Raw genomic sequence first — 21289 nt, forward strand, 5'->3', positions numbered from 1 at the left:
GGCAGCGTGCTCGCGGAAACCCACATTCCACGGCGGGCCGGGTGAACGGCGGATGACGACCGCGCGGTGGTGCCGGGCCGCCCCGCGCGCGCCCGGTGTCCGGCCGACACGCGCGGTGGCGTATTCCGTGGTGCTCAGAGCGCGGTTGTGCCCGCTCGGGAGGGTGGCCGCGTGTGAGACTTGGACTACCGAACGTAGTGCCACGGGGGCGTTCCGGATCTTCTCCCGTGCCCGCGCGCGGTCTTCTCGTGTCGTTTCGGGCAGGTCCGGCCTTCGCGCGGGGCCGGCCCGTCCGGAAGGGGGAAACACGTGCCGCCCAGGAGCAGCCCGACCGCCCGTCAGCAGCGTCTCGGCCGAGAACTGCGCAGGCTCCGCGAACAGTCGGGGACCACGGTCCAGCAGGCCGCGTCCCTCCTGGGGGTGGACCGCACCCGGATCCCCAACATCGAGTCCGGGCGGATCGGGATCACCGCGGAGCGGGTCCGCACCCTCGCCTTCAACTACGAGTGCCCGGACGCCGCGTTGGTGGACCTGCTGGCCTCGGTGGCGCAGGAGCGGGACAAGGGCTGGTGGGAGGAGCACCGGGGGATGCTGCCACCGGGGCTGCTGGACATCGCGGAGCTGGAGCACCACGCCGTGGCCCTGCACACGGCGGTCACCACGCACACTCCCGGGCTGCTCCAGACCGACGAACACGCCGCCGCGGTCTTCGAGTCGGCCGATCCGCCGTTGCCCGGGCCCGACTTCGAGGCCCGGTTGGCCCTGCGGGTCAGCCGGCGTCGGATCCTGGACCGCGAGCAGCCGCCGCAGTACGAGGCGGTGATCCACGAGGCGGCGCTGCGCATGCAGTTCGGCGGACCGAAGGTGGCCCGCGGCCAGTTGGAGCACATCGCGGAGCAGAGCGAACGCGACCACGTCACCGTGCGCGTGATCCCCTTCGGCGCGGGCGGCTTCCCCGGCGCCGGGCAGTCCTTCACCTACGCGGCCGGGCGGATAGCACAACTGGACACCGTGCAGCTCGACACCTCGCACGGCTCGATGCTCCTGGACTCCCCCATGCAACTGCGGCGCTACAGCGGGCTGCTCGACCGGCTGCGGGCGCTGGCCCTGCCCGCCCGGGCCTCCCGGGAGTTCCTCCACGGGCTGGCCCAGGAGCTGTGAGCGAGACCCCGCCCCCGCCCGGCCGCCGCGGCGACCGTCGAGCCCCAGGAGAGACGCCATGACCCCGCGCACGAGCACCCTCCCGACCGCGTTCCCGCCCGCCGCGCCCGGCACCACCGCGCCCGGCCCGTCCGGCGTCCCGGTCGCCCGCCCCACGGGGGACCCGGGTCGCGAGGGCCCCACGGCCCCCGCGTCCACCCTCCCGGGAGCCGCCCGGGTCCGGTGGACGGACCCCTTCTGCAGCGAGGGGGCCAACTGCTTCCGCTTCGGTCGTGACGACGACGGTCGGGCCTACATAGGCACCACCGGTTCCCCGGTCTTCGTGACCGACTCGATCGAGGCCCTGCGGGCCCTGGTCTCCGCCGTGAAGGCGGGGGCCGCCGATCACCTCCTGTCCTGACGGGAGCCGCCGGGAGCCGCCGCGCCGGGCTCCGGCCCGTCCGGGCGGCCCGGTGCCGCGCGGGGCGCTCGCTACGCACCGTTGCGCATCCCGCCACGGGCCGCTACCGCTTTCGGGTCCGTTTCCGTTCCGGATCGGACCGGAGGGCACGTGACCTGGCTCTCCGTTCGCCCCTACGACCTCGCTACATAACAGAACGTAGCCGGACAATTCACCGGAGGGGGGTTGGTGCCCCCTGACGCCGGGCTTAACCTACGGTTTCGTAACCTACGAAGCCGTAAGTATTTCCGCCCTGCCCCCTTGTGCCCCTGGAGTACCCGTGACCATCGCCTCTCCCCACCTCGGCAGCTCGCAGGCGTGGACGGACGCCAAGCTGCTGTTCGCGCTGGAAGAGGTGGTGGAACGGGAACTGAACCGCCACCTGAAGATCACCAAGGACTGGATGCCGCACGAGTACGTGCCCTGGGGCGACGCCCGCAACTTCCCCGGCTTCTTCGAGGACGGCGAGGCCTGGGACCCCAGCCAGTCCAAGGTCACGGAGATCGGCAAGATCGCCCTGGTGGTCAACCTGCTCACCGAGGACAACCTCCCCAGCTACCACCACGAGATCGCCTCCCTGTTCGGCCGGGACGGCGCCTGGGGCACCTGGGTGCACCGCTGGACCGCGGAGGAGGGCCGGCACGGCATCGTGATGCGGGACTACCTCCTCGCCTCGCGCGCCGTGGACCCGGACAAGCTGGAAGCCTTCCGGATGCAGCACATGTCGGAGGGCTTCGAGTCCGACAACCGCCACTCGATGCTGCACTCGGTGGCGTACGTCGCCTTCCAGGAGCTGGCCACCCGCATCTCGCACCGCAACACCGGCCACCAGTCCGGGGACCCCGTCTGCGACCGGATGCTGGCCCGCATCGCGCAGGACGAGAACCTCCACATGGTCTTCTACCGCAACCTGCTCGGCGCCGCCTTCGAGCTGGCCCCGGACCTCACGATGGAGGCCGTCCGGGACGTGGTCGTCAACTTCCGGATGCCCGGTCACGGCATGCCCGGTTTCGAGCGCTCCGCCGCCCAGATGGCCATCGGCGGCATCTACAACCTGCGCATCCACCACGACGACGTCCTCGCGCCCGTGCTCCGCTTCCTCAAGGTCATGGAGATCGACGGCCTCGGCCCCGACGGGCAGCGCGCCCAGGAGGAGCTCGGCCTGTTCATGGGCGGGCTCGACGACGAGGCCCGCAAGTTCGACGAGCGCCTGGCCGCCCGCGCCGCCCGGATCGCCGCCCGCGGCAGCCGCACCGCCTGACCCACCACGGCCGACCGCCGACGCCGGCCCCGGGGCAGCTCCCCCGGGCCGTCCGGCCGGTCCGTCCTCCCCCGCCCTGGACCCCCGGCTCCGGCTCCGGCTGCCCGCTCAGCGACGGCGCAGCCGGAGCCGCTCCTGCTCGGACAGCCCGCCCCACACCCCGAACCGCTCGTCGTTGCTGAGCGCGTACTCCAGGCACGCCGCCCGCCCCGGGCAGGCCGCGCAGAGCCGCTTGGCGTCCCGTACCGAGCTGCCCGGCTCGGGGAAGAAGAAGTCGGGCCCGGTCTGCGCGCAGAGGGCCCCCGTCTGCCAGTCCAGCTCCGCCGCCGCTCCCGACGTGATCGCGCGCGCGGCGCGCCGCCCCGTGCCACCGGTCAGGGTGCCCGTGCTGTTCGTGGTGCCCGTCATCGTGCTCATCGTGCTCATCGTCCTCGTGCCCGTCGTCGTGTTCATCGGCATGCCGGGAGCATGACGCCGGCCGATATACGTCGGATCAACGGCCACTCAACGGACCCGACGCACGCGCTCGACGCGCGGGCCCGACGCACGCGCCGGACGCACGGACCCGGCACGCGGGCCCGACGCACCCGCCCCTCAGCCGTCCTTCCCGCCTTCGGGGCCGTCCTCGTGCCGGGCCCGGCTCGGCTGCACCCGTTTGGGCTCCCCCGGCATCTTGGGGTGGTCCGGCGGGTACGGCATGTCCCCGAGCCCCCGGTCCTCGCGGTCCCGGTCGGCCAGTTCCAGGGCGGCGTCCAGGACGTACCGCTCGGCGTCCATGTCGGCGTGCACGTCGCCCAGCTCGGCGTACCGGGCCGGCATGGTCAGCACGTCGAAGTCCCTCGGGTCGGCCTCGCCGACCTCCTCCCAGCGCAGCGGCGCCGACACCGGCGCGTGCGGGCGGGGCCGCACCGAGTAGGCGGAGGCGATGGTGCGGTCCCGGGCGGTCTGGTTGTAGTCGAAGAAGATCCGCGCGCCGCGCTCCTCCTTCCACCAGGCGGTGGTGACCTCGGCGGGCATCCGGCGCTCCAGCTCCCGCCCGATGGCGATCGCGCAGGCCCGCACCTCGGTGAAGGTCCAGCGGGGTTCGATGGGAACGAACACGTGCAGTCCCCGGCCACCGGAGGTCTTCGGCCAGCCGCGCAGTCCCAGCTCTTCCAGGACGCCGCGCAGCTCGTAGGCGGCCGTGGCGGCGTGGTGGTGGTCGGTGCCGGGCTGGGGGTCGAGGTCGATGCGGAGTTCGTCGGGCCGGTCGGTGTCGGCGCGCCGGACCGGCCAGGGGTGGAAGGTGAGGCAGCCCAGGTTGGCGGCCCACAGCACGGCCGCGGGTTCGGTCGGGCAGATCTCGTCGGCGCTGCGGCCGCTGGGGAAGGTGATGTGGGCGGTGGGGATCCAGTCGGGCAGGTTCTTGGGGGCCCGTTTCTGGAAGAAGGACTCGCCCGTCACCCCGTCGGGGTAGCGCTCCAGGGTCGTCGGCCGGTCCCGCAGGGCGCGGGTGATCCCGTCGGCCACGGCCAGGTAGTAGCGGGCCACGTCCAACTTGGTCAGCCCGCGCTCGGGAAAGTACACCTTCTCCGGGCTGGTCAGACGCACCGTCCGGCCGCCCGCGTCCAGCTCCACCGCCGTGCGCGCAGTACCCATGCGCCTCACGGTAGGCGGGCCCGGTGCGGGGCGCACACCGGGCGGGACGGGCCGGGGGCTCGCAGAATCGGAGCCATGGACCTACCGGTGATGCCCCCCGTGAAGCCGATGCTGGCCAAGTCGGTGGCCGCGATCCCGCCGGGGATGCAGTACGAGGCGAAGTGGGACGGCTTCCGGGCCCTGGTGTTCCGGGACGGGCCGGAGCTGGTGATCGGCAGCCGGACCGGGAAGCCGTTGACGCGGTACTTCCCGGAGCTGGTGGAGGCGCTGTCGGCGAACCTGCCGGAGCGGGTGGTGGTCGACGGGGAGATCGTGATCGTGCGGGACGGGCGGTTGGACTTCGACCGGCTCACGGAGCGGATCCATCCGGCGGCCTCGCGGGTGCGGACCCTGTCGGAGTCCCAGCCGGCGAGTTTCGTGGCCTTCGACCTGCTCGCCCTGGGCGAGGAGGCGTTGCTGGAGGTGCCGCTCGCGGAGCGGCGCAGGGCCTTGGAGGGGGTGCTGGCGGAGGCCCGGCCGCCGGTGCACCTGGCCCCGGCGACCAGCGATCCGGAGGTGGCGCGGCGGTGGTTCGAGGCGTACGAGGGGGCCGGGCTGGACGGGGTGGTGGCGAAGTCGCCGGACCTGCCGTACCGGCCGGACGCCCGCCTGATGTTCAAGATCAAGCACGAGCGGACCGCGGACGCGGTGGTGGCCGGGTACCGCTTCCACAAGAGCGGGCCGGTGCTGGGTTCGCTGTTGTTGGGCCTGTACGACGCGTCGGGGCGGCTCCAGCACGTGGGGGTGTGCGCGGCCTTCCCGATGAAGCGGCGGGCCGAGCTGGTGGCGGAACTGGAGCCGCTGCGGATGACGGATCCGTCCCGGCACCCGTGGGCGGCGTGGACGGAGGAGTCCGCACACGCGGAGGCCCGGTTGCCGGGGGCGCCGAGTCGGTGGTCCGGGGGCAAGGACCTGTCGTGGGTGCCGTTGCGCCCGGAGTTGGTGGTGGAGGTCGCGTACGACCACATGGAGGGGGATCGGTTCCGGCACACGGCGCAGTTCCGCCGCTTCCGGCCGGACCGGACGGCGAAGGGCTGTACGTACGGGCAGCTGGAGGAGGTCGTGGGCTACGACCTCGCGGAGGTGCTGGGCACAGGGGGCTGACGGGGGCCGGCGGGGGCCGGGACCGGTCGGTGGCGGCCGGCGGCGCTCCCGCCGCGGTCGGTCGGGGGCGGTCGGGGCGGGGGTCAGCGCCCGAGGGGGTAGGCGTGTCCGGGGGCGGGCGGGACGGGCAGGTCGGACCGCCAGGCGCGGAGCACCGCGGCCGAGGGACCGTACAGTCCCGTCGGGACCTCCTCGGGTGCGAACCACTCCCAGCGGAGGATCTTGTCGGGTTCGGTGACGCGGGGGCGGCCGCGGACGGGGCCGGCCACGGCGGCCGCGGTGAGCAGGGTGACCCCGGCCTTGTCGCCGAGGAGGACCGCGAGGATCCGCACGGCCGCCGGTTCGGCCCGTAGGGAGGTCTCCTCGGCGAGTTCGCGGACGGCGGTGTCGGCGAAGCCCTCCCCGGGGTCCACCTTCCCGCCGGGCAGTTCCCAGCGCCCGTCGGGGCCCTGTCCGAGCAGGACGCGTCCGGCGGGGTCGGTGACCACGACGCCCACGCCGACGACGGCGTTGCCGCGCGGCCGGGCCCGTTCGGGGCGCTCGGGCCCGGGGACGGCCCCCGCGGCCGGCGGGGCGGGGGCGGAGGGGTCCTCGGGGCGGGGCTGTCCGGGCATGTCTCTCCTGGGGCGGTCGCGGCGGCGGCCCGGTGATCCTCGCACGGCGCGGACGCGGCGCGGACGGGCGGCCCGCGGTGCCCGTGAGGGCGGCGGCGCGGGCAGGCGACCGGGCGGCGGCGGGGAAGGGGGAGCGCCCCGGAGAACGGGGGCGGGGAGGGTCAGGCCCGCCCCGCCGTGGCGCGGCCGTGGAAGGTGCCGTCGGCGAGGTCCTCGGTCAGGAGGCGCTTGGCGATGGCGTCGACGGCGGTGCGCAGTTCCTCCTCGGAGGGGCGGCCGCGGTCCTTCTCCAGTTCGGCGGCCAGCCAGTCGCCCCAGGCCCGGGAGATCACCTCGGCCTCGCGGGTGCCGGCGGGCGTCTCGGAGAAGTAGGCGTCCTGCCGGGTGAGGTAGCCCTCCTCGACCATGCGGTCGAAGACGGGGACGAGGACTTCCGGGGGGAGGCCGCGGCGGCTCGCGATGAGGCCGAGGCGGGCGTGGCCGACGGTGCGGGTGAGGAGGTGGACTTGCATGACGGCCCAGGCCCCGGCCATGTCGAGGCGGGTGTCGCTGTCGTGGACGAGGGCGCGGGTGACGGCGGGGTCCATGTTTCGGAGGAGTTTGCCGACGGCGAGTTCGAGGAGTTTGGCGGAGTCGCCGGTGCCGGCCGGGGAGGCGAAGCCCTCGCCCATGTCGGCGGATCCGGCGCGGGCGCTGTCGCGGAGCTTGACCTGCTTGAGGAAGAGGGCGACGACGAAGCCGAAGAGGGCCACCGGGACGGTCCACAGGAAGACGGTCTGGAGGGTGTCGGCGTAGGCCTGGACGACGGGGCCGGCCTGTCTCGGGTCGAGTCCGTGGACGCCCTGGGGGCTGCTCGCGGCCCGGGCCAGGGTGGTGGGGTCGGTGCCGGTGGCGCGGGCGGCCTCGGCGACTCCGGAGGCGAGGTTGGGGCCGAGGGTGTTGGCGTAGATGGTGCCGAAGACGGCGGTGCCGAAGGAGCTGCCGAGGGTGCGGAAGAAGGTGACCCCGGAGGTGGCGGTGCCGAGGTCGGCGTAGTCCACGGTGTTCTGCACGGCGATGGTGAGCACCTGCATGCACAGGCCGATGCCGGTGCCGAGGACGAACATGTAGAGGGAGGCGAGCCAGGCTCCGGTGCCGGGTCCCATCAGCGAGAGCAGGTACAGCCCGAGGGCCATGACCAGGGAGCCGACGATGGGGAAGATCCGGTAGTGGCCGGTCTTGCTGGTGACGTTGCCGCTGAACACGGAGGCGATGAGCAGGCCGATGACCAGGGGGAGGGTGCGGACTCCGGAGACGGTGGCGGAGTCCCCGTCCACGTACTGGAGGTAGGTGGGCAGGAAGGTCATCGCGCCGAGCATGGCGAAGCCGACGACGAAGCTGAGTACGGAGCAGACGGTGAAGACCGGGTTCCGGAACAGCCGCATCGGGAGCATGGGTTCGGCGGCGCGGGTCTCGGCCAGGCAGAACAGGGCGAGGGCGAGGGTGCCGCCGGCGAAGAGGCCGATGATGAGCGGGGAGCTCCAGGCGTACTCGTTGCCGCCCATGCTGGTGGCGAGGATGAGGGAGCCGGCGCCGACCGCGACGAGGGCGATGCCGAGGTAGTCGATGACGGGGCGGGCGGCGGAGCGGACCGAGGGGATGGTGCGGGCCGCGGCGACGACGACGCCGATGGCGATGGGAACGTTGACGTAGAAGGCCCAGCGCCAGGTGAGGTGGTCGGTGAAGAGGCCGCCGAGGAGCGGGCCGATGACGGTGGCGACGCCGAAGACGGCGCCGATGGCGCCCTGGTACTTGCCGCGTTCGCGGAGCGGGATGACGTCGGCGATGAGGGCCATGGAGGTGACCATCAGTCCGCCCGCGCCGATGCCCTGCACGCCCCGCCACAGGATGAGCAGGGTCATGTTGGAGGCGAAGCCGCAGAGGAAGGAGCCGGTGATGAAGACCACCGCGGAGATCTGGAAGATCAGTTTCCGGCCGAAGAGGTCGCCGAACTTGCCGACGAGCACGGTGGCGACGGTCTCGGCCAGCAGGTAGGAGGTGACCACCCAGGACATGTGGTCCCCGCCGCCGAGGTCGGCCACGATGGTGGGCAGGGCGGTGCCCACGATGGTCTGGTCGAGCGCCGCCAGCAGCACACCCAGCATGATCGTGCCGAAGACGACGTTGCGGTGGCGGCGGTCCAGGGCCGCCGGGGGGCCTGCCGCGGCGCTGGTTTCGCTGAGGGTGCTCACCCTCGCACTCTCACACCGGGCCGGGGGCGGCGCATGCGTCGCGGGGCCGTACGGGTGAGCCCGTGCGGCCCCGCGGGCGGGTATCAGCGCAGGTGGGACAGGCCGGGGTGGGCGGCGGTGTAGGCGTCGAGGAGCCTGCGGGCCACGGTCACGGAGTCCACGAGGGGGTGCAGGGCGAAGGCGGCGACGGCGTCCCGGCGGGAGCCGCTGGTGCTCGCGGCGAGGACGGCGCGCTCCACCGCCTTGACGGAGGCGACGAGTCCGGCCGCGTGGTAGGGCAGCGGGGCCACGGGGGCGGCCCGGGGGCCCTTGGAGTCGACGGTGCAGGGGACCTCGACGACCGCCTCGTCGTCGAGGCCGGGCAGGGTGCCGCGGTTGGGGACGTTGAGGATGAGTTCGGCGCGTTCGTCGCGGGCGATGGCCCGCATCAGGGCGAGGGCCACCTGTTCGTAGCCGCCGGACTCCAGGTCGCTGTCCTCGCGTTCCCCCGCTCCGGCGGCCTCGCGGTTCTCGGCCATGTAGGTGGCCTCCCGTTCGGCCCGGGTGCGGTCCCAGGCGGCGAGGGCGGAGGTGCCGGGGCGGGCGGCCTCGGTGTAGAAGGCGGCCTGCTGGTCGCGGAGGAAGGCCCCGCGGGTCCGCTCGGCCTCCTGGTAGGCGCGTACGGCCTCGCGGTTGAAGTAGTAGTAGTGCAGGTACTCGTTGGGTACGGCGCCGAGGGAGCGGAGCCAGTCGGCGCCGAAGAGCCGGCCCTCCTCGAAGGATTCCAGGAGGGTGGGGTCGTCGAGCAGCCGGGGCAGTTCGTTGCGGCCGTCGACGTAGAGGCCGCGGACCCAACCGAGGTGGTTCAGGCCGGCGTAGTCGACGCGGGCGCGGGCCGGGTCGGCGCCGAGGAGGCGGGCGATGCGCCGGCCGAGACCGACCGGGGAGTCGCAGATGCCGATGACGCGGCCGCCGAGGGCCGGGACCATGGCCTCGGTGACCAGTCCGGCGGGGTTGGTGAAGTTGATGACCCAGGCGTCCGGGGCGGCGCGGGCGATCCGCAGGGCCAGTTCCCGGGCCACGGGCACGGTCCGCAGTCCGTACGCCACTCCGCCTGCGCCGGTGGTCTCCTGGCCGAGGACGCCTTCGGCCAGGGCGATCCGTTCGTCGGCGGCCCGGCCCTCGAGTCCGCCGACGCGGATGGCCGAGAAGACGAAGTCGGCGCCGCGCAGGGCCTCGTCGAGGTCGGTGCCGGCGGTGACGGTGGGCGCGTCGGGGATCCCGGCGGCCTGTTCGGTGAGGACCCGGGCGATGGCGGTGAGGCGGGCGGGGTCGTGGTCGTAGAGGGCGACCGCGGTGACGCGGCCCTCGGCGTGGTCGCCGAGGAGTGCCCCGTACACCAGGGGGACCCGGAATCCGCCTCCGCCGAGGATCGTCAGTTTCATCTGGCGCCCGCCCTTCCCGTGTTCGCGTCCCTGCCGGACCGGGGTGGCCGTGGTGGGGCACCCCGTGCGGTCACGGTAGGGCGTGCGGGGCGGGTGGGGCGGGGCGGGGCCGGTCAGGGCCCGGCGTGTCACGGTGGCGCGCCTCGCTGCGCGGCACGATTCGTGTCCGGATCTGTGGCATTCGGAGGGTGCGAATCCGCTTGCCCGGGGGCCCTCGGAAAATGTCCGGAACTGTGGCATCCGGATTCCCTGATTCCGTTCCTGCGGGCTCCGCGCAGGGCGGATCCGGCCGCCGGGCACCCCGCGGAATCGGCCGGAATCCGGCGTTTCGCGGGATGGTCCCGGCGCGCCGGCTCAGTCCGCGAGCGGCGGGACCGCCCGCAGCCGGGGCCGGACCTGCTGCGCCGCCGCGGCACCGGCCGACGGCGGGCCGGCGGGCACGCCCTGGGGGGCCGAGAGCACGAAGGTGAAGCGGGTGAAGCCCATCTCCTGCAGGAGCGGCCCCGATTCGGACACGAACCGGCACCGGGCCCGGCCCCACCGGGGGTCCGGGTGGCGCACCCCCAGCACCGCGCCGTCACTGCGCGCGGCCTCGGAGCCGTACGCGGTGAGCCAGTGCGGCACCCCGAAGCGGTAGGCCGCCTCCATGAAGGGATCGTGGGAGATCTCCTGCCGGATGCCCTGCAGGCCCGGGTCGTCCGGACAGGCCGCCAGGGCCGCCGCGAACTGCGCCAGCAGGGGCACGCACCAGGAGGGCTCGTGGTCCTCCAGCACCGCCGCCGCGTCCGGGTGGAAGAGCACGAAGCGCAGGAAGTTGTCGTCCGGCAGGGCGGTCGGATGCGGCCGCACCGACTGGAAGAGCTGGTCGAAGGCCGAGTTGGTGAGCGCCACGTCCCAGCGGTGGTCCACCAGGAAGGACGGGTACGGCACGGACTCCATGAAGGCCGCGTAGTCGCGCAGGTAGTCGCGCTGCGCCGGATCCTCCGGCAGGCGGCAGTCCTCCGAGGCGCGCCAGGACTGCGGCGGGTCCCGGTCCACCAGGACCCGGAACAGCCAGAACCGCTGGCGGTCGCTCATCTCCAGGGCCTGGGCCAGGGACAGCAGTTTCCGGTCGTTCCACTCCTTGACCAGGCCGCGTTCCCAATTCCCGTAGGCGCGCACACTGATGCCCAGGCGGGCGGCGACGTCCTCTTGACTGAGTCCCAGTTCCTCGCGGCGCTGCCGCAGGAGCGCCTTGCGACGCTCCGACCGGACAGCCCCGCGAACGGGCTCGTCGCCCGCCAGACGTTCCTGGCCGGACCGCGCGAGGACGCCGGATTGGCCCACGGCTGCGAGATGTGACACCGGGAGCTCCCCCTTCTCACGGTCTGCGATCTTCATTTCCGTGTGGCGATCCTGCTACCACCCCCAAGACAGTGTCAACTATTGTGGCAATTCCAGCCGAGGGACACCTCATTCGCGCCACAGCTGTGGCAAGTTCTAGCCGTATGACTGGGAAGCGGCTAGCCTCCAGGGGCCAACCGCGTGTCCGTACCAACCTCGCGTGATCTAGGAGAACCACTGGTGACAGACGGCTTCCCGGCTACCGTCCCAGTGGCCACCGGTCCCCTGGCGGCCACTGCCGCGCGCGTCGCCGAACTCGCAGCCAAGCTCGGACGGGCCCACAGCGAGGTCTTCGACCTGCGCCTCCTCTCGGACGCCTCCGGCGTCCCGGCGGACGTGGTCCGCGAGCTCCTCGACGGCCGACCCGCCGGCGAGCCCGACCTCCAGGCCCGCTTCCTGCAGCGGCTCGACCTCCTGCGGCGCACCCGCGTCAAACCCAACGGGCGACGCTACACCCAGCAGGAGATCGCCGACGGGGCCTGCATGTCCCGCCAGCAGGCGGGCGCCCTCATCAACGGCGACCGGCGCCCCACCATGGAGCACTGTGACGCCATCCAGCGCTTCTTCGGCGTCCACGCCGGATTCCTCACCGCGCACGACGCCGACGCCCTCACGGACGCCCTCCAGCGCACCGAACAGCAACTGCTGCAGGATTTCGCGGGCCGGGAACGGGAAAGGGAGCGGGAGCGGGAGACCGTACCGCCCGAACCGGCCGGGGAGGATCCACTGGCACAGTTGCTCCAGGACCACGGAGTGCGCGGAATCGCCTGGCGGGCCGCGCAGCTCCCCACCGACAAGCACCGCGACAAGGTCACGGAGTGGCTGGACATGCTGCTCGAAAGCGTCAAACCCACTGACTCGTGACCCGGCCCCACGGCCGGGACCGCGAGTGAGTGTCAGAGTTCCACATCCGCATCCGTGCCGACGGGGAGAACGGTGAGCATAGGCAGAGAGCAGCGGCGGCTGTGCGGGGAGCTGGTGGCCGGCATCCGGCTGCCCACACCCGCGGAACCCGCGGACCTCTACGCCGCCCTGTGCGAGGGCATGAGCAGGCACCGCGGGCGGCCCGTACAGTTCCGCATGGCCTCGTTCCCCCCGGGCACGGCGAGCGGCCTCTGGCTGGACATGGCCGACCGCGACCTCGTGGTCATCGAGGAGCGCACCGCTCCCGACCACCAGCTGGTCATCCTCGGACACGAGCTGTGGCACATGAAGGCGGGCCACTGCAGCCACCACGTGGACGGCGCCGCCGTCGCGGCACGGCTGCTCAGCGACCAGGCCGACCTCAGCGAGACCGTGCGCAGCGTGGCGGCCCGCACCCGGGCCGACGTGTCGGAGGAGACCGAGGCCGAGACCTTCGGGCTCCTCCTGGGCAGCAAGTGCCGCTCCTGGCTGTCCGGCAGTGCCGTACGACCCCCCACGGAACTCGACGGCCTGGCCGGTCGCATCGAGGCTTCCCTGGGGTATCGAGGGCACCGGATCTGACCATTGAACGGCGAGGACTACTACATCCCCGCGGCAGCCCTGTGGATCGCACTGGCGTTCAAGATCCCCTCGCTGCTGCGCAACTGGCGCGACCCGCTCCTCCGGGCCGTCTGCTCCCTCCTGACCCTGGCCGGTGCGGTGTTCGCCTTCGCGGCACCGCCCACCATCGCCGCAGTCAACCGGCTCACCGGAATCCCCAACGTCTCGGCGCCCCTGGTCTACTGCCTCATCAGCGCCTTCAGCGCCTCCTGCCTCGTCCTCATCGTCAACTGGCGGGGCGGGCCACCGGAGCGGACCCGTGAAGTGTCCCGACGCTGGATCATCTGCTACAGCATCGTGATCGTGGCCCTGATCGTGTTCTTCGCCCTCGGCGAGGCCCCCGAGGAGCATCTCCGCGATCTCGACACGCACTACTCCGGCACCCCCTTCATCCGCGAGATGATCGTGCTCTACCTGGTGGCGCACGCCGTCGCGGCGGTGGTCATGGTCGCCATGTGTTGGCGCTGGGCCCTCCAGGTGCACGGCTGGCTGCGCACCGGCCTCGTGATCATCGTGATCGGCTACCTGTTCAACGTCAGCTACGACGTGACGAAGTTCGCCGCCATCGGCGCCCGCTGGGCCGGCCACGACTGGGACGGGCTGAGCACCTTCGTGGCCCCACCCCTCGCCTCCCTCGGTGCCCTGATCAGCTCCATCGGCTTCGTCGTCCCCCTGGTGTGCCAACGCGCCGCGGACCACTGGCGGGCCTGGGCCACCTACCGCCGGCTGGGCACCCTGTGGCGCGAGCTCCAGTCCGCCGCGCCCCCCGACATCCCCCGACTGCGCATCGCCTGGTGGTCACCGGTCGACCTGCGCGTGACCCAGCGCGAGTCCGACATCCACGACGGTTTCCTGAACATCGCCCCCTACCTCGACGCAGACCTCCACAACCACGCCTACGGACAGGCGATCGCCCACGGCACGGATTCCGATATGGCCCGATCGGTGGCCGACGCCGCCGTGGTGGCCGCCGCGGTCCAGGCCCGGGTGTCTCAACGCAACGGCGACAGCATAGATTTCAGCCAGGATCATTATCCGGATCCGGTCAGTCGGCCGCGCGATCTGGTCCGGATCTCGCATGCCTTGCGTCATTCACCCGTAGTAGCAGCAGTCCGCCGAAACGCGGCCGGTCCAGAGAGTGGCCACTGATGAGCAATTCCTCCTCCGCCCGGATTCCCGGGCGCCACGCCGTCGTGATCGGCGGTGGCCTCGCCGGGATGCTGACCGCGGCCGCCCTCAGCGACCACATGACGAGCGTCACCGTCCTGGACCGCGACGCCCTGCCGCAGGGACCCGAGCCGCGCAAGAGCCTGCCCCAGGCCCATCACGCGCACCTCCTCTGGTCCGGTGGCGCGCGAGCGATGGAGGAGCTCGTCCCCGGGACCGTCGATCGGTGGATCGCCCGCGGCGCCCGCCGGGTCCCGCTCCCCACCGGACTGGTCTCCATGTCCGCGAGCGGCTGGTTCCGGCGCTGGCCCGAGATGCAGTTCCTGATCAGCTGCAGCCGGGACCTCCTGGACTGGGTGGTCCGCGAGGAGGTCTCGGCACGGCCGCAGGTCCATGTGCGCCACCGCACGGAACTACTCTCCCTCGAAGGCGACGCCCAACGCGTCACCGGCGTCCGCGTCCGCGGCGCGGACGGTACCGAAGAGACCCTCGAGGCCGCCCTCGTGGTCGACACCAGCGGGCGCGGTTCCCGCGCCCCCCAGTGGCTGACCGCCCTCGGGGTCCAGGGCGAGATCCACGAAGAACAGGTCGACTCAGGTCTGGCTTATGCCAGCCGCATATACCAGGCCCCTCCCGGCACCGAGGACTTCCCCGTCGTCAACGTGCAGTCCGATCCGCGGGTCCCCGTCCCCGGCCAGACCGCGACCATCATGCCGATCGAGGACGGCCGCTGGCTCGTCACCCTCTCCGGCACCCGCGGTGGCCAACCCAACGCCTCCGTGGACGAATTCGAGGCCTTCGCCCGCCAGGTCCGCAACCCGGTCGTGGGGGAGCTGATCTCCCACGCCAAGCCCCTCACCGACGTGGTCGTGAGCCGCAGCACCATCAACCGCCGCCGCTACTTCGAACAGGCCAGGAACTGGCCCGAAGGCTTCGTGGTCATCGGGGACGCCGTGGCCACCTACAACCCCGTCTACGGCCACGGCATGTCCGTGGCCGCGCAGGGGGTGATCGCCCTCGGCGAACACCTGCGCACCTCGGGTCCGGAGCGCCCCGGCTGGGCCCGCGCCGTCCAGCGCGCGGTCTCCAAGCCGGTGGCCACCGCCTGGGACCTGGCCGTCGGGCAGGACATCCTCTACCCCGGCGCGGTGGGCAAGCAGCCCGGCGGAGCCGCCAAGGTCCTCCGCAAGTACATGGACCGGCTGATGCTCACCGCCACCGGCCGGCCTCTCGTCACCCGGACCCTCTTCGACGTGATGACCCTCTCGGCACCCGCGCACGCGCTGCTGCGACCCGAGGTGCTCCTCGCCGTGGCCCGCGGACCGGTGCGCCCTGCCCTGACCGGCCCCCCGCTGACGCCGGCCGAGCTCGTCTTCACGCACCGCACGGACACCCGTCCCTGACCCGGAGGGCCGGTACCACCGCACGGGTACCGGCCCGGCCCCCGGCCCCCGGGGCGTTACGGCGCCGCCGCCGTCATCCGCTCCGCGACGGCCGGGAACAGGTCCAGGAACGGCCCCGCGGAATCGATGCCCTCCCGGCCGAACGGCGCGTCGAAGCTCCACACCAGGAACAGCAGGAACGCGATCAGCGCACTGAACAGGCCCGCAAGCAGCAGCTCCCGCCCCGACCGCCGGATCTGCAGGGTGAAGATCAGCCCGACCGTCACCAGCGCGCCCACCAGCAGCCCGAACCACACCATCCCCGGCAGCGTGGTCGAATCGCTCTGCGTCCGCACGTGCCGGGCCTCGTCCGCGATCGCCACCTGGTCCAGCAGCGGCTGGTACGCCTGCGCCTGCAGCTCGGTGGCCGGAGACTGGTGCGTCACGGAGGTCCGCAGCCGCCCCAACAGCGCCGCGCCCTCCGTCGAGGGCGGCTCCTCCGCCGTCAACAGCGGCCAGTCCACGTCCACGGTGTGCGCCACGTACGCGTCCACCTCGCCGCGGATCCGGTCCCGCACCGCCGCCGGGTAGACATCGGCCCGCTGCGTGACCTCGTACAGGGCCTGCGCCTCGCGCCGCACGTTGTCCTCGGCCGCGCCCCGGGACTCCCACACCCCGGCGATGGCCAGGCCGAGCACGATCGCGTAGACCACGCCCACCATCATCGTCATGTACTCGATGACGTCGGGGGTTTCGCTGGTGTCCTCGTCCTCCGCGACCCTGCGGTGCCGCAGGGCCGTGAAGGCGAGGACGAGGGCGCAGGCGAGCGCCATGGCGACGGCCAGTACCAGCCATTGGGACACGAGAAGACTCCTGGAACAGAGGGGTGGGTGGACGGGATCGAACGGGATCGGAGGGAGCGCGGAACGACGACAGCGGCCTCGCGGGAGCGGAACTCGGCGGACGGGACCGGGGCGGCCCGACATCCGGGACGGCGGGACGGACCGTGACCGGCCCCCGCGCCCCCGCCCGTACGCCCCGCCGCGCCCGGTCCGGGCTCCCGGTCAGGCGGAGCCGCGGCCCCCGCGGCCGGAGCCCCGCGGCCGGAGCGCGGCCGCGGCCAGCACCGCCGGGGTGGTGACCACGAGCATCAGCGTCATCGTGGACAGGTCCCCCGCGTTCTTGCGCCGCACCACCGCCTGCCGGTACGGCCGCACCCGAAAGGCCCGGATCGCGGGCGGCGCGGGCGCGGCCACCGCGACGGGCGCCGCGGGCGGTACGGCCACGGGGGCCGACGGGTCCGGGGCCCGCACCGGCCGCGCCACCGCAACGGGCCCGGGAGCGGGCGCCGCCCGCACCGGGGCGGGCGACGCGGGCACGGGCTCCCGCGGTGGTGCCGGGGGCGGAGCCGACGGCGTGCGCTCCGGCACCGACGGCACGGACGGCCGCACCGGCGGCGGCACAGGAGGCACGGGCGGGACGGACGGCGGTACGGGCACCGGCGGGGGCGCCACGGGCACGACCGCCGGCTGCCGGCAGTCCGCTCCGGCGACGGCACCCGCACCCGCACCGGCCGAACCGCCGTCACCCGCCTCCGGGGCCCACCCGGGACCGTCCCCGGAGTGCCACCGCCCGTGCCAGGCCTCGATCCGGTACTCCCCGGTCCGCGGGTCGGACTCCAGCCGCGCTCCGGAGGCGCCCCGCGCCCCCGCGACACCGGGCTCCGACCACGCCGTCAGGGTCCGGCGGCCCTCCCCCACCGGCCCGTCCCCTTCCCAGCAGGCCCCGCCCGCGGCACCCACCACCCCGTCCCCGTCCGGCAGTTCGGGACCGCTCCACGAGGGCCCGGCGACCGCGCCGGCCGCCTCCGCCTGCGCCGACACGGGCACCAGTACCGCCACCAGCCCGGCCCCGGCCAGATAACGCCAGACCACCACCGCGCCGACCTCCCGGAGCCTCCCGACGGGCCGCCACGGGTCGGCGGCCCCGTCTGAAGAAACGATCACGGAGAAAGATCGATACGCACCCCCGGCACGCACACCCGTTCGCACCGGCCGCTCACCCGCCCGGCCCAGCGCGACAAGCCCGCCCCGCCCCCGCGCCCAACACTGGGGAGGACCACCACCAGCCGAGCCGAGGACGGGCCCGCATGGAACTGGAAGCCACGGTCGACGCCCTGATGGACGGCCTCCGCGCCGACCTCGAACGCCTCGCCGCCATCCCCTCCGTCGCCTTCCCCGGCTTCCCGCCCGAACCGGTGACGGAGGCCCACGACCTCGTCGCCGCCCTCCTCCGCGAAGCGGGCGTCCCCCACGTGGAACGCCTCGACCTCCCCGACACCGCCCCCGCCGTCTACGGCGAGATCCCCCCGCCCCACCCGGACGCCCCCACCGTGCTCCTCTACGGCCACTACGACGTCCAACCCCCCGGCGACCCCGCCCTCTGGCTCTCCCCGCCGTTCGAACCCACCCCCGTCGACACCCCCGACGGACCCGGCCTGCGCGCCCGCGGCATCGCCGACGACAAGTCCAACGTCATCGCCCACCTCGGCATGCTCCGCGCCTTCGGTGGCCGCCCACCCGTCGGCATCAAGATCGTGATCGAGGGCCAGGAGGAGTACGGCAGCTCCTTCGACACCTACCCGCCCACCGACCCCGACCGCTTCGCCTGCGACGCCATGGTCATCGCCGACCTCGGCAACCTCCGCCCCGGCACCCCCACCCTCACCACCGGCCTGCGCGGGGCCGCCGAGGTCACCGTCGAGGTCCGCACCCTCGCCGAGGCCCGGCACAGCGGCGAGTTCGGGGGCGCCGCCCCCGACGCCCTCCTGGTCCTGCTGCGCGCCCTGGCCACCCTCCACGACGAGCACGGCGACGTGGCCGTCGCGGGCCTGCGCCGCGAGGAGTGGACCGGCACCACCTACAGCGAGGACGAGTTCCGCTCCCTGGCCTCCGTCCTCGACGGCACCCCCCTGGTCGGCACCGGTTCCCTCGGCTCCCGCCTGTGGAGCGGCCCCGCCGTCACCGTGATCGGCCTGGACGCCCCCACCGTGGACCACGCCGCCTCCGCCGTCGTCCCCACCGCCCGCGCCAAACTCAACCTCCGCTTCCACCCCCTCCAGGACCCCGTCGAAGCCCGCCGGGCCCTCGTCGACCACCTGGAAGCCCAACGCCCCTTCGGCATCCCGCTCACCGTCACCCCGGGGGACACCGGACCCGGCTTCGAGGCCGACACCGGCGGCCCCGCCTACCGGGCCGCCCTCCTCGCCCTCAAGGAGGCGTGGGGCACCGAGGCCGCGTACGTGGCGACCGGAGGCTCCATCCCCCTCGTCAACGGCCTCGCGAAGGCCGCCCCGCGGGCCGAGGTCCTCCTCTTCGGCGCCCAGGACAGCCTCTGCAACCTGCACGCCCCCAACGAACGCGTCCTGCTGTCCGAAGTCCGCAACACCGTCCTCGCCCTCTGCGCCTTCGTCCGCTCCTACGCCGAGGACTTCTCCCCCCGCGGCGGTGCGGCATGAGCGGCGCCACCGCCCCGGGCCCCGCTCCCGTGGAGCAGCCCCCCGAAGAACCGGGCACCGGAAAGAAGTTCACCTTCCCCAGTGCCCTGACCGTCCTCGCGATCGTCACCGTCGCCGTCTGGGCGGTGGACTTCCTCATCCCCTCCGGCCAGTACGAGCGCGACGCCGACGGCGCCCCCGTCCAGGGCACCTACCACCGCGTGCCCTCCGGACAGAGCTTCACCGACCGCCTCAACGACCTCTTCCTCTCCCCCGTCAACGGCCTCTACGGCATCCAGGACGAGAAGACCGGCCTGGTCGGCCCCGACTTCACGGGCTCCCTGTACGGCGCCGCCGGCGTGTTCCTCTTCGTCCTCGCCATCGGCGCCTTCATCACCGTCGTCTTCGCGACCGGCGCCCTCGACCGCGGGATCTCCCGGCTCGCCCACCGCCTGAGGGACCGCGGCGCCCTGCTCATCGCGGGCGTGATGCTCGTCTTTTCGATCCTCGGCACCGTCGAGGGCTTCGCCGAGGAGACCCTCGGCTTCTACGGCCTGCTCGTGCCGATGATGCTCGCCCTCGGCTACGACCGGCTGGTCGCGGTCGGCGCCGCCATCCTCGGCGCGGGCATCGGCGTGCTCTGCTCCACCGTCAACCCCTTCGCCACGGGCGTGGCCTCTGCCGCCGCGGACATCTCCCTCGGCGACGGCATCGCCCTCCGCTTCGTGATGTGGGTCGTCCTCACCGCCGTCACCATCGCCTACGTCATCCGCTACGCCCGACGCGTGCAGCGCGACCCGGACCGCTCCCTCTGCGGCTTCCTTCCCGGGGACCGCGACCAGGCCGCCGCCGGCACCGGCGAGGAACCCGAACTGACCGGCCTGCACAAGACCGTCCTGGTCCTCCTGTGCCTGGTCTTCGCCTTCATGATCTTCTCGGTGGTGCCCTGGGCGAGCGCCCTGACCGGCAACGCCGACGCCGCCCCGTACGGCTGGGAGCTCGACTGGACCTTCCCGCAATTGGCCGCCCTGTTCCTGGTCGCCGCGGTCCTGGTGGGACTGGTGGCCCGGATGGGCGAGCAGAAGCTCAGCTCGACGATCATCCAGGGTGCCGCGGACTTCATCTCGCCCGCCCTGGTGATCCTCCTGGCCCGCGGCGTCACCGTGATCATGAACAACTCGAAGGTGACGGACACCGTCCTGCACTCCATCGAGGGCGTCGTGAAGGGCACGTCCTCCAGCGTTTTCGCGGTGATCGTGTTCGTGGTGAACCTGCCGCTGGCCTTCCTGATCCCGTCCACCTCGGGGCACGCGACGCTGGCCATGCCGATCCTCGCCCCGCTGGCCGACTTCGCCGGGGTCTCGCGGGCCGTGGTGGTCACGGCCTGGCAGGCGGCGAGCGGCTGGATGAACCTGTGGGTGCCGACGACCGCGGTCACCATCGGCGGTGTGGCCCTGGCGAAGGTGGGCTACGACAAGTACCTGCGGTTCGTCTGGCCGCTGTTGGCCATCCTCTTCGTGCTGATCTGCGGTTTCGTCGCCGTCGGCGCGGCCCTCTGAGGGGTCGCGCCGGCGGCTCCGGGAATCGGTCCGAGTCCTGCTCGGTACCCCCTGCTCAGTCCTCGGCCCGCTGTGTGACGGGCGCGCTGGACTCGTCCCCGAGGAACTCGTACCAGCGGCGCTGGAGGCACAGGTACCGGGTGTCGGCCTCGGCGAGCGCGAGGAAGGAGTCGACGGTGGCCGCGAGGCGCTCCTGCAGCCCGGCGTCCTTCAGCCCGCCGTCCGCCGCGAAGGCGTCGTGGGCGGCGGCCAGGCTGAACATGTCGGGGTAGACCCGCGCCCCCAGGTGTTCGAGGGGCACTCGCAGGGCCCACAGCCCACGGTTGCCGCCGAAGAGGGAGGGCGAGGCGGAGACGAGCAGGGTCTGCTTGTCCTTGAAGGGCTGCGGCCGGAACCGGGACACCCAGTCCACGGCGTTCTTCAGGACCCCGGGTACGGAGGCGTTGTACTCGGGGGAGGCGATGACGAGGGCCTGGGCCATCAGCAGCCGTTCCCGGAAGGCGCCGGCCCCTTCGGGCGGCCCTTCGCCGGCTTCGGCGTCCCCGTCGTAGACGGGCATGTCGAATTCCCTCAGGCGGGCCAGGTCCACCTGGGCCCCGGAGCGTTCGATCTGACGGGCGACGAGTTCGGTGAGCCGGCCGTTCACGGATTCCTGACGGGAGGATCCGGCCAGTACGAGGACCCGCAGGGGCTGGGTGGATACGGGGGTGTCGGTCACGCCCGGACGCTACGCCATCCCCCCGGCCGCTCCCCCGCGGCACGACGGTGATCTGCCCGTAAACGCAGAAAAGCCCCGCACCATAAGGTGCGGGGCTCCCCCACAATGATTGTTCGGCGGCGTCCTACTCTCCCACAGGGTCCCCCCTG

At 73.1% G+C, this 21289-nt stretch carries 19 protein-coding genes; 10 read left to right on the plus strand and 9 right to left on the minus strand.

Annotation, left to right across the window (positions count from 1 at the left end):
* Window positions 1-309: 309 nt before the first annotated feature.
* The 3 genes from ABTZ17_RS29130 to ABTZ17_RS29140 all read left to right on the plus strand — a co-directional run bounded on the left by ABTZ17_RS29130 (window position 310) and on the right by ABTZ17_RS29140 (window position 2861).
* Window positions 310-1161, plus strand: a complete 852-nt coding sequence (locus ABTZ17_RS29130) for a Scr1 family TA system antitoxin-like transcriptional regulator (protein ID WP_352198739.1) — start codon at window positions 310-312, stop codon at window positions 1159-1161.
* 58 nt (window positions 1162-1219) lie between these two features.
* On the plus strand, window positions 1220-1561 hold the full coding sequence (locus ABTZ17_RS29135; RefSeq protein ID WP_352198740.1) for a hypothetical protein: 342 nt from the start codon (window positions 1220-1222) through the stop codon (window positions 1559-1561).
* Window positions 1562-1880: 319 nt separating this feature from the next.
* On the plus strand, window positions 1881-2861 hold the full coding sequence (locus tag ABTZ17_RS29140) for an acyl-ACP desaturase (RefSeq protein WP_352198741.1): 981 nt from the start codon (window positions 1881-1883) through the stop codon (window positions 2859-2861).
* Window positions 2862-2969: 108 nt separating this feature from the next.
* Here the strand turns inward: ABTZ17_RS29140 and ABTZ17_RS29145 are convergent, their stop codons facing one another.
* Both ABTZ17_RS29145 and ligD read right to left on the minus strand, forming a co-directional pair.
* Window positions 2970-3203, minus strand: coding sequence for a WhiB family transcriptional regulator (locus ABTZ17_RS29145; protein ID WP_352198756.1), 234 nt, complete (start codon window positions 3201-3203; stop codon window positions 2970-2972).
* Between the two features lie 252 nt (window positions 3204-3455).
* A complete protein-coding gene (gene ligD, locus ABTZ17_RS29150; RefSeq protein ID WP_352198742.1) occupies window positions 3456-4499 on the minus strand; it encodes a non-homologous end-joining DNA ligase in 1044 nt (347 codons plus the stop codon).
* Window positions 4500-4574: 75 nt separating this feature from the next.
* On the opposite strand from ligD, the gene ABTZ17_RS29155 reads away from it, so the two are divergent.
* Window positions 4575-5642: an ATP-dependent DNA ligase gene (locus ABTZ17_RS29155; protein ID WP_352198743.1), complete on the plus strand. Its 1068-nt coding sequence runs from the start codon at window positions 4575-4577 to the stop codon at window positions 5640-5642.
* Window positions 5643-5725: 83 nt separating this feature from the next.
* On the opposite strand, the gene ABTZ17_RS29160 is transcribed toward ABTZ17_RS29155, so the two are convergent.
* From ABTZ17_RS29160 to ABTZ17_RS29175, 4 genes are all read right to left on the minus strand, one after another.
* Window positions 5726-6256 carry a nucleotide triphosphate diphosphatase NUDT15 gene (locus ABTZ17_RS29160; RefSeq protein WP_352198744.1) on the minus strand — a complete coding sequence of 177 codons (531 nt, stop codon included), beginning with the start codon at window positions 6254-6256 and terminating at the stop codon, window positions 5726-5728.
* 161 nt (window positions 6257-6417) lie between these two features.
* Window positions 6418-8487 (minus strand): MDR family MFS transporter, encoded by a 2070-nt coding sequence (locus tag ABTZ17_RS29165; RefSeq protein WP_502994890.1) that lies wholly within the window; start codon window positions 8485-8487, stop codon window positions 6418-6420.
* Window positions 8488-8570: 83 nt separating this feature from the next.
* Window positions 8571-9911 carry a 6-phospho-beta-glucosidase gene (locus ABTZ17_RS29170; protein ID WP_352198745.1) on the minus strand — a complete coding sequence of 447 codons (1341 nt, stop codon included), beginning with the start codon at window positions 9909-9911 and terminating at the stop codon, window positions 8571-8573.
* Window positions 9912-10265: 354 nt separating this feature from the next.
* Window positions 10266-11255 carry a helix-turn-helix domain-containing protein gene (locus tag ABTZ17_RS29175; protein WP_352198746.1) on the minus strand — a complete coding sequence of 330 codons (990 nt, stop codon included), beginning with the start codon at window positions 11253-11255 and terminating at the stop codon, window positions 10266-10268.
* 219 nt (window positions 11256-11474) lie between these two features.
* Between ABTZ17_RS29175 and ABTZ17_RS29180 the strand changes: the two genes are divergently transcribed.
* From ABTZ17_RS29180 to ABTZ17_RS29195, 4 genes are all read left to right on the plus strand, one after another.
* A complete protein-coding gene (locus tag ABTZ17_RS29180; protein ID WP_352198747.1) occupies window positions 11475-12158 on the plus strand; it encodes a helix-turn-helix domain-containing protein in 684 nt (227 codons plus the stop codon).
* Window positions 12159-12230: 72 nt separating this feature from the next.
* Window positions 12231-12779 (plus strand): toxin-antitoxin system, toxin component, encoded by a 549-nt coding sequence (locus ABTZ17_RS29185; protein ID WP_352198748.1) that lies wholly within the window; start codon window positions 12231-12233, stop codon window positions 12777-12779.
* Between the two features lie 3 nt (window positions 12780-12782).
* Window positions 12783-13967, plus strand: coding sequence for an MAB_1171c family putative transporter (locus tag ABTZ17_RS29190; RefSeq protein WP_352198749.1), 1185 nt, complete (start codon window positions 12783-12785; stop codon window positions 13965-13967).
* Window positions 13967-15388: an FAD-dependent oxidoreductase gene (locus ABTZ17_RS29195; protein WP_352198750.1), complete on the plus strand. Its 1422-nt coding sequence runs from the start codon at window positions 13967-13969 to the stop codon at window positions 15386-15388. Before ABTZ17_RS29190 ends, ABTZ17_RS29195 begins: the two co-directional genes overlap by 1 nt.
* 56 nt (window positions 15389-15444) lie before the next feature.
* On the opposite strand, the gene ABTZ17_RS29200 is transcribed toward ABTZ17_RS29195, so the two are convergent.
* Both ABTZ17_RS29200 and ABTZ17_RS29205 read right to left on the minus strand, forming a co-directional pair.
* Complete coding sequence (locus ABTZ17_RS29200) at window positions 15445-16230, minus strand: bestrophin-like domain (protein WP_352198751.1); 786 nt, start codon at window positions 16228-16230, stop codon at window positions 15445-15447.
* Between the two features lie 201 nt (window positions 16231-16431).
* Window positions 16432-17373 (minus strand): hypothetical protein, encoded by a 942-nt coding sequence (locus ABTZ17_RS29205; RefSeq protein WP_352198752.1) that lies wholly within the window; start codon window positions 17371-17373, stop codon window positions 16432-16434.
* Between the two features lie 143 nt (window positions 17374-17516).
* Between ABTZ17_RS29205 and ABTZ17_RS29210 the strand changes: the two genes are divergently transcribed.
* Both ABTZ17_RS29210 and ABTZ17_RS29215 read left to right on the plus strand, forming a co-directional pair.
* A complete protein-coding gene (locus ABTZ17_RS29210) occupies window positions 17517-18884 on the plus strand; it encodes a M20/M25/M40 family metallo-hydrolase (protein WP_352198753.1) in 1368 nt (455 codons plus the stop codon).
* A complete protein-coding gene (locus tag ABTZ17_RS29215; protein WP_352198754.1) occupies window positions 18881-20422 on the plus strand; it encodes a YfcC family protein in 1542 nt (513 codons plus the stop codon). Before ABTZ17_RS29210 ends, ABTZ17_RS29215 begins: the two co-directional genes overlap by 4 nt.
* A gap of 55 nt (window positions 20423-20477) precedes the next feature.
* Here the strand turns inward: ABTZ17_RS29215 and ABTZ17_RS29220 are convergent, their stop codons facing one another.
* Entirely contained in the window at window positions 20478-21140 is a 663-nt protein-coding gene (locus tag ABTZ17_RS29220; RefSeq protein WP_352198755.1) for an NADPH-dependent FMN reductase, read from the minus strand.
* Window positions 21141-21289 lie beyond the last annotated feature (149 nt).

This window comes from Streptomyces sp. NPDC097619, assembly GCF_040302735.1.
In the GTDB taxonomy this organism is placed as follows: domain Bacteria; phylum Actinomycetota; class Actinomycetes; order Streptomycetales; family Streptomycetaceae; genus Streptomyces.